Here is a 7,712-nt window from a genome sequence, read left to right as displayed (position 1 = left end):
ATCCCACCGCGGATCCCACCGCGGATCCCACCGCGGATCCCACCGCGGATCCTGACGACATTCATGGGGCCGATCATCAAAACGCGCCCACAACTGTTTCTGAACCACACGGAACCGTTCCCGCAGCACCGAATGAAATAAACCCCGCTGAACTCACAAAAATCACCACCACCACCATTGAAGTTCCCGCAGTACAGCCCAATCATCCGGATAACGTCCACGCCAACGAATCGCACGGTCATCAAACCACAACACCTCAAATAGCGACCCCCAAAACAGCTGAGCCTCACGCGATCACGCCCAATGCGGATGCAAACCACGCCGAAAATCCACATTGGTCCTACGAGGGCAAAACCGGTCCCCTCGAGTGGTACAAAATGAAATCCGATTGGGCCATCGCCAAGGCCGGCATCCGTCAATCGCCCATCAACATTATTCCGGAGCAAACACTCACGCTCCCCACGCTGAAACCTATTGAATTTCATTACAGCGGTGGCTTGCATTTAATGAAGGACAATGGCCACACGATTCAGGTGGACATCAAGAATGACAAAAATTACATCGTCATCGATGGCCAAAAATATCAGCTGTTACAATTTCATTTCCACGCCATGAGTGAACATGAAATCAATGGAGACGCCGCCAAAATGGAAGTGCATTTGGTCCATCAACTCGTGGCGCAGAGTGACTATGAGGCGCAGGATGATTCCTGCGATCCTGTGCATCCTGCCCCGGCGATCCCCGCAGAAACACCCGACAAACCAAAAGCGCCGCAAGTTCAATTGGCCGTGATTGGGGTGATGATCGAGCCGGGACCTGATGCCCATGCCTTTATCAAAGACCTCTGGTCGGATCTGGACGAGGTGAAACCCAATGACGGGGGCATCCGCTTCCGCCTTGACGGCCCGATGAGCCTGTTACCCCCCAAAGGCAAGCGCTCCTACTATCGCTACAACGGATCGCTAACCACTCCGCCCTGTTCCGAAAATGTTCTTTGGACGGTGATGGCCGAACCCATCCAGTTTTCCGCCGCACAGATCAAATCGTTTACTAAACGGTATTCAAACAATGCCCGGCCGGTGAAGGAGAAAAAACGCCGGTTCATTTTAAAGTTTGAAGACAAGCCAACGGAGCCTGTCATTAAAGCGACCCCCGCTGTGTTGGTGCCGAAAGTGATCATTCCCATCCCGGTGACGCCGGGCACCTCTCCCCTGTCCCCTGTACCGCTCCCGCAAACCAACGCCCCCTCAATCGGTGTGCGAGGCGGCATTAAACTTCCCGGAGTGCTTCCGTTGCCCAAGAGCATTCCCGCTCCACAACCACGCTAATCACACTAATCACGGATGGCTAAACCGGGCGCATTTGCAGCGCGGTGGCCGTGGCGATCGAGCCAGTCATAGAACTGCTCAATCACCGCATCCGGCTGGCCATCGGAGCCAAGCTGGTGGCGATGCTTGGGGTGGCGCTGGAATCCGGCCTTGCGAGCTGATTCTTCGATGATGGCATTTTCTTTCATCCCCAAACACAAAGCAAAATCGATGCCGCTTATTGGTTATTCACGGGCTTTCCCGTGCTTGGGGATAACTTGCCGCTAATCCAGCGAATCCACCGGCAACGCCAGTGTATCGAACACCGCCGAAAACGGCAGGTCAATGAGCATTGCAGGATAACGCGCTGCGCCCCAATCAGAATGCGGATAATTCTGACTGAGACTTCGCACACCGGGATACGGGCCGTCCTGATGGAGCACGGTTCGCGATTGCAAAGAGGAACATCCCGTGCCTAAAAGCAGAGCCGAACCCAGCGCAAGGGTTGTTAATTTTTGTTTCAAATTCGTGATTTTCACGCCGCCACCGTAACGAGCCCCCCTCATTTAGCCACTCAAAAACGGCCTGAAATATTTAGAACCCTGAATCCTGCTTTGCAATTTCATCGAAAAATCCATAGGCTGGGCTTCGATGAAAATCACAAAATTTTCATGGGCACACACTGGAGCAAACGTATTACTGGCGTTCGCCCTGGCCGCTCTCACCGGATGCATTTCGTTTGGTGGCAACGCCGTTGTCCCGATGCCTACGGCCGTTACCGACGCGCAGCCATCCCGCCCGCTCACCGCAAAAGAAATTTCCAACAAGGCACTCGAAGCGGAGAAGCATCGGAAACTCAAAACTGAAGCGGGCATCGTATACTCTTTCCAACGCAACATCGTGATTGATGAGCTGGACGGCAAAAAGAAACGCCACAAGACGCGGACTTTCCTTTCGTATTCAGATCATCGGGATCCCGTGCTGCTTTTGTATGACGGGAAGAAGCCCACCCCGGAACAGGTCGAGAAAGAGCGCAAGGAAATCCATAAACATCAAATTAAAATTATGGGGAAAGGCGATTCGGCGAACGATCCGGACCAGCAAGGCGATGCCAATCTAATGGTGCGCAACATCGAAAAACACCGGGACAAATTCATCCCCCACTTAATTGGCACTGAAACGGTCAATGACCGTCCCGCGTATATTTTGCAGTTTTTGCATGACCCCGAAAAACCCTTTAAAGAAACAATGGCAAATGAAGTGCTGAAGCACGTGCTCATTAAAATTTGGATCGACCAAGAAGAGTTCCAAATGGCTAAGGCCGAAGTGGTGCTGGCGAATCCTTTGTACATCATCGGCGGTTTGGCAGCCACGGTGAACTCTTTTAAACTCACCGCCTATCAAAAACGCCTCACCCCCGAAATCTGGGCCGATCACCGCGTAACTTCTCGCATCGAAGGCCGGGTGTTGTGGACACCACATATCATCAGTTTCTCAAGCGAATCAACCGATTTCAAACCGGTTCCAAAGGACGATTAACCTTCCTTGCCAAGCGCAGCGCACTGTGCCAAAAACGCCCATGCGCTTTGCCCCCATTTTCGCACTGTTATTGCTGCCCTCCCTTCACGCGGCCCCCAAGCCCAACATCGTTTATCTTATGTGTGACGAGCTCGGCTACTACGAGCCGTCGTTTATGGGGAGCAAAACAATCAAGACCCCACGCATTGACCGCCTTGCAGCGGAAGGGGTGTGGTTCACTCAGGCCCTTGCCGGCTCCTCCGTGTGCGCGCCCACGCGGTGCGTATTGATGACCGGCAAACACAGTGGCCACACTTCTGTCCGGGTAAATGGCGGTGGCACGCCGATGCGAGCAGAGGAGCAAACCATCGCCAGCCTTCTCAAAGCGGGCGGCTATGCCACGGGCGGTTTTGGCAAATGGGGTTGCGGCGGACGCGGCTCCACTGGGGTTCCGGAGCAACATGGCTTTGATGTGTTTCTCGGGTACTACGACCAAGTCCACGCACACAGTTACTATCCCCCTTACATTATCCGAAACAGCAAAGAGGTGCTCTTGCCCGGAAACAAAGGTGGCAGCACCGGCACGCAATATTCGCATTATGTTATTTTTGAGGAATCGCTGAAATTCATTCGCGCCAATAAAGACAACCCGTTTTTCTGTTATCTTCCCATCACTCCGCCACACGGAATATTTAACATCCCCGACAGCGATCCCGCATGGGCCGATTACAAAGACAAAGATTGGCCCGAGCCCGCCCGCCGATACGCTGCAATGGTAGGAATGATTGATCGCCAAGTCGGCCAAGTGCTCGATTTGCTGGACGAATTAAAACTCGACGAAAACACCATCGTCTTTTTCTGCGGTGACAACGGCGGCAATAATTATTTCAAGACATCAGAACATCCGCGCGGCCTCCACAGCGCCAATAAACATCCGGAAACCGGTGTGGAATTTCGCGGCGGCAAAGGCAACCTCTACGAAGGCGGCCTGCGCATTCCGATGGCCATCCGCTGGCCCGGCAAAATCAAACCCGGCCGCGTCAGCGATCATCTGTGGTATTTCCCCGACGTGATGCCCACGCTCGCGGAAATTACCGGCACCCGCGCCGTGAAAGATACCGATGGCATTTCAATCCTCCCCGAGCTTCTCGGCAAAAAACAACCCCAACACAAATATCTCTACTGGGAACTCGGCAACCAAACCGCCGTGCGGATGGGCGATTGGAAAGCGGTGCGCCCGCGCCCTAATTCGCCGTGGGAATTGTACAATTTGAAACAAGACATTAGCGAAGCCCACAATGTGGCCGAAGCAAACCCGAAAATTCTCGCGCAAATCAAAACCCACGCCGCCGAAGCGCACGAGCCGGCCGTGGAAGGCACTTTTGCCGATCGCGCCGATCACGAAAAAGATCGCCGCGCCAAATACGGCTCCACCCGCCCTCCTCAACGCCCCGGCAATGCGAAATGGAATTCCAAAGAACTGCTGCCCAACAAGCGTTTCAAAATCATCCACGCCAGTAGTGAAAATGCCGGCAACGGCAAATTCGCCCGCAACACCATCGATGGCGACGCGAATACAATTTGGCACACCCAATTTTCGCCGGAAATTAAAAAGCACCCCCACGAGCTGATTATCGATCTTGGCCAAGAACACATCCTCACCGGTTTCCGCATCCTCGCCCGCCAAGACACCGGTTGGAACGGCACGATCAAAGAGATCGAAATCGCCGTCTCCAATGATCCAAAACAATTTGATGCCCCCACCCTAAAGACCAAATTGAAGAAAACCAAATCTCCACAGGATTTAAAATGCACCGAGACAAAAGGCCGATTCATCCGCATTCGCGCACTGTCCGAAATCAACGCCGGCCCGTGGGCTTCCATTGCCGAATTCGGTGTAAAAGGAAAATGATTTCTCTACTTGACGAGATGTAAAATCGGGTGTCTCGTTGTGTCATATGGACTTCGGCCATCACCAACACGAAGTTTCCAGACGTACCGCAATCCGAGCGGGCGCGCTGGGCCTGATGGGATTAGGGATGAGCGATGTGGCGCGGCTTCGCGCGGAGGCTCCCGGTGCCCGAGGGAAATCAGTCATTTACGTTTTCCTTTCCGGCGGTTTGGCGCAGCATGAAAGTTTTGATCTCAAACCCAATGCGCCACGCGAAATTCGCGGTGAGTTTAATCCCATCCCAACAAAAACACCCGGCATTCATATTTGCGAACACCTGCCAAGGTTAGCACAGCGTTCAGACAAATGGGCACTCGTGCGATCGCTCACGCATCCGCACAACGAACACTCGCAGGGACACCACGCGATGCTCACCGGATTGTCCGCCGCGCCGGCGGCCTTTAATCCCAGCAAACCGCAGGACACCGACGACCCAAGCATCGCCGCCATTACCAACTCACTGCTCAAGCCGCGCGGGCACGCCCCCACGCCCGTAATTGTTATGCCGGATAAAATCGTGCACCGCACCGGCCGCACCATTCCCGGGCAATTCGCCGGACGCATGGGCCCCGCGCGCGACCCGTGGTTTTTGGAAGCGTCTCCCAAACATCCATTGCACTACGGGGCGTATCCACAATATTTATTCCATCACGCCACCGGCGCCATGGAGGATCCAACCCTCTCCTTTCACGCGCCGCAACTCGCCTTGCCGCAGGGCTTAAATCTCCGCCGCGTTAACGATCGCATCGCACTGCGCAAAAACCTAGAAACCCAATCACGCGCACTAGAGGCCGCTGCCAATCAGGAAGATTTTGATAAATACCGTCAGGCCGCCCTTTCACTCCTGTCCAACGGCAAGGCGCACGATGCCTTTGACCTTTCCAAAGCCGATCCCAAACAAATTGAGCGCTATGGTGACAACAGTTTCGGCTGGTCGCTGCTGATGGCGCGCAATCTCGTGAACCTCGGCGTAAACCTTGTGCAGGTGAACCTCGGCAACAACGAAACTTGGGACACCCACCAAGCCGCGTTCCCCAACTTGAAAAATTATCTCCTGCCGCCCATGGATCGCGCCCTGAGCGCGCTTATCGATGACTTGAGTGCCAGCGGTTTGTTGGACGATACCCTCATCGTAATGGCCAGTGAATTTGGCCGCACCCCGAAAATCACCACCCTGCCTGGCGTCAAACTGCCCGGGCGCGATCATTGGGGTGCTGCACAATCCATCCTTTGTGCCGGCGGCGGCGTGCACGGCGGCAACGTCATTGGCGCGTCCGACAAAATCGGCGGCCATCCCGCGCACGCGCCACAAAAACCCGAAAACCTTGCCGCCACCATTTACGAATCACTCGGCATCCCATCCAACGCCACCTACACCGACTCCACCGGACGCCCGCACCCCATTTATCACGCCAAAGGAATCAAGGGATTGCGATGAAGCCTCACGCCCATCGGTTATTCCTCGTCAATATCCAACGCCGATTTCACCGCTTTGTGCGGGAGCGCAAACAACCATTGAAAATAGGAATCATCCGAAATCGGATTAACCTTGTTGACAGTTTTACAGCCGGAAAGAAACCCAACCCCCAAAACTGCACCAACGCAAACCATCCAACGCATCCTCGATCGCAGCAAAAAATCATTCTTTATCATAGATAAAATCCTCAAAATCGGCTGACATAAAACCACGAGGTTGCAGCCGGAATTTACTTGGTCCCAATAACGATAGTTCCCAACCCTCCGTTTGTCAACGCAGCGAATCAACGTCGCGGGTTTTTTAATCAAGCTTGAGCGAGTGCGAATTGAATCTTAAAGTTTGCACGTGAAACATTTTCTTTCCTTAATTTTTCTCAGTTCCGTCGGACTCATCCAAGCCGCGACAATCTACACTGTGGCCGGCACAGGCCAAAAAGGATATTCCGGCAACCGTGGGCCTGCCACCAAAGCCACACTCAACGGACCCTTCGGCATTATCAAAGATGACAACGGGGTCATTTTTATTTGCGACACCTTTAATCACGTCATCCGGCGCGTGAACAAGCTCGGACAAATCACAACCGTTGCCGGTAACGGCCAAAAGGGGTACGACGGCGACGGCGGCCCAGCCGAACAAGCAAAGCTGAACGAACCCTACGAAGTGCGCCTGGACGAAGTTGGCAACCTCTTCTTCGTTGAAATGCAGAACCACATTGTCCGGCGGGTCGACGCCCAAACCGGGCGCATCAGCACCGTGGCAGGCAATGGCAAAGGCGGATTTTCTGGAGACGGCGGCCCGGCAACACAAGCCCAACTCAACCGGCCGCACAGCATTCAATTTGGCCCCGAAGGCCGATTATATATCTGCGACATTGGCAACCACCGGATTCGAAGAGTAAATCTAAAAACCGGTCGGATTGTAACATTCGCCGGCACCGGCGAACGCAAACCCACCCCCGATGGCGCCCCTATTTCCGGCACCCCGCTGAACGGACCCCGTGCAATCGATTTTGAAGGACATCAACTCTGGCTTGCACTTCGCGAAGGCAATGCTGTGTATCGACTCGATTTAAAAAAGAAAACCCTCCACCACGAAGCCGGCACCGGAAAACAAGGATTCACCGGCAACGGCGGCCCCGCTCGCAAAGCAACCCTATCGGGCCCCAAAGGAATTGCCGTCGGCCCGCAAGGCAACATTTATTTAGCCGATACCGAAAGCCATACCGTACGAATGATCGAACGTCGAACGGGCCGGTTACTACTCATCGCCGGAACCGGCCGCAAAGGGGACGGCCCGGAAGGCAATCCCTTGCATTGCCGCATGAATCGGCTACACGGAATCTTTGTCGACTCAACAGGCGCAATCTACATCGGAGACACCAACACCCACCGCATACGAATCCTACACCCCAAAACCCGACAATGATTCACCACAAGAAAAACAGAATAATTGGTGGAGG

General features: G+C 54.2%; 7 protein-coding genes. 5 read left to right on the top strand and 2 right to left on the bottom strand.

Annotated elements, in window-relative coordinates; all coding sequences use genetic code 11:
- Nucleotides 1-1,328 (top strand): carbonic anhydrase family protein (locus tag H8E27_05425; protein ID MBC8325048.1); only part of this gene is annotated, 1,328 nt, incomplete at its 5' end.
- A 5-nt stretch (nucleotides 1,329-1,333) separates the two neighbouring features.
- Here H8E27_05425 and H8E27_05420 read toward each other — a convergent pair.
- Both H8E27_05420 and H8E27_05415 read right to left on the bottom strand, forming a co-directional pair.
- Nucleotides 1,334-1,516, bottom strand: coding sequence for a hypothetical protein (locus tag H8E27_05420; GenBank protein MBC8325047.1), 183 nt, complete (start codon nucleotides 1,514-1,516; stop codon nucleotides 1,334-1,336).
- A gap of 75 nt (nucleotides 1,517-1,591) precedes the next feature.
- On the bottom strand, nucleotides 1,592-1,846 hold the full coding sequence (locus H8E27_05415; protein MBC8325046.1) for a YceK/YidQ family lipoprotein: 255 nt from the start codon (nucleotides 1,844-1,846) through the stop codon (nucleotides 1,592-1,594).
- Nucleotides 1,847-2,069: 223 nt separating this feature from the next.
- Between H8E27_05415 and H8E27_05410 the strand changes: the two genes are divergently transcribed.
- From H8E27_05410 to H8E27_05395, 4 genes are all read left to right on the top strand, one after another.
- Nucleotides 2,070-2,846 carry a hypothetical protein gene (locus H8E27_05410; protein MBC8325045.1) on the top strand — a complete coding sequence of 259 codons (777 nt, stop codon included), beginning with the start codon at nucleotides 2,070-2,072 and terminating at the stop codon, nucleotides 2,844-2,846.
- Between the two features lie 40 nt (nucleotides 2,847-2,886).
- Nucleotides 2,887-4,737: a sulfatase-like hydrolase/transferase gene (locus H8E27_05405; GenBank protein MBC8325044.1), complete on the top strand. Its 1,851-nt coding sequence runs from the start codon at nucleotides 2,887-2,889 to the stop codon at nucleotides 4,735-4,737.
- Nucleotides 4,738-4,783: 46 nt separating this feature from the next.
- Nucleotides 4,784-6,214: a DUF1501 domain-containing protein gene (locus H8E27_05400; GenBank protein ID MBC8325043.1), complete on the top strand. Its 1,431-nt coding sequence runs from the start codon at nucleotides 4,784-4,786 to the stop codon at nucleotides 6,212-6,214.
- A gap of 378 nt (nucleotides 6,215-6,592) precedes the next feature.
- Nucleotides 6,593-7,678, top strand: a complete 1,086-nt coding sequence (locus H8E27_05395; protein MBC8325042.1) for a hypothetical protein — start codon at nucleotides 6,593-6,595, stop codon at nucleotides 7,676-7,678.
- The last annotated feature ends 34 nt before the right edge of the window (nucleotides 7,679-7,712 follow it).

This window comes from Limisphaerales bacterium, assembly GCA_014382585.1.
In the GTDB taxonomy this organism is placed as follows: Bacteria; Verrucomicrobiota; Verrucomicrobiia; order Limisphaerales; family UBA1100; genus JACNJL01.
This window is presented reverse-complemented; position numbering and strand designations above follow the sequence as displayed.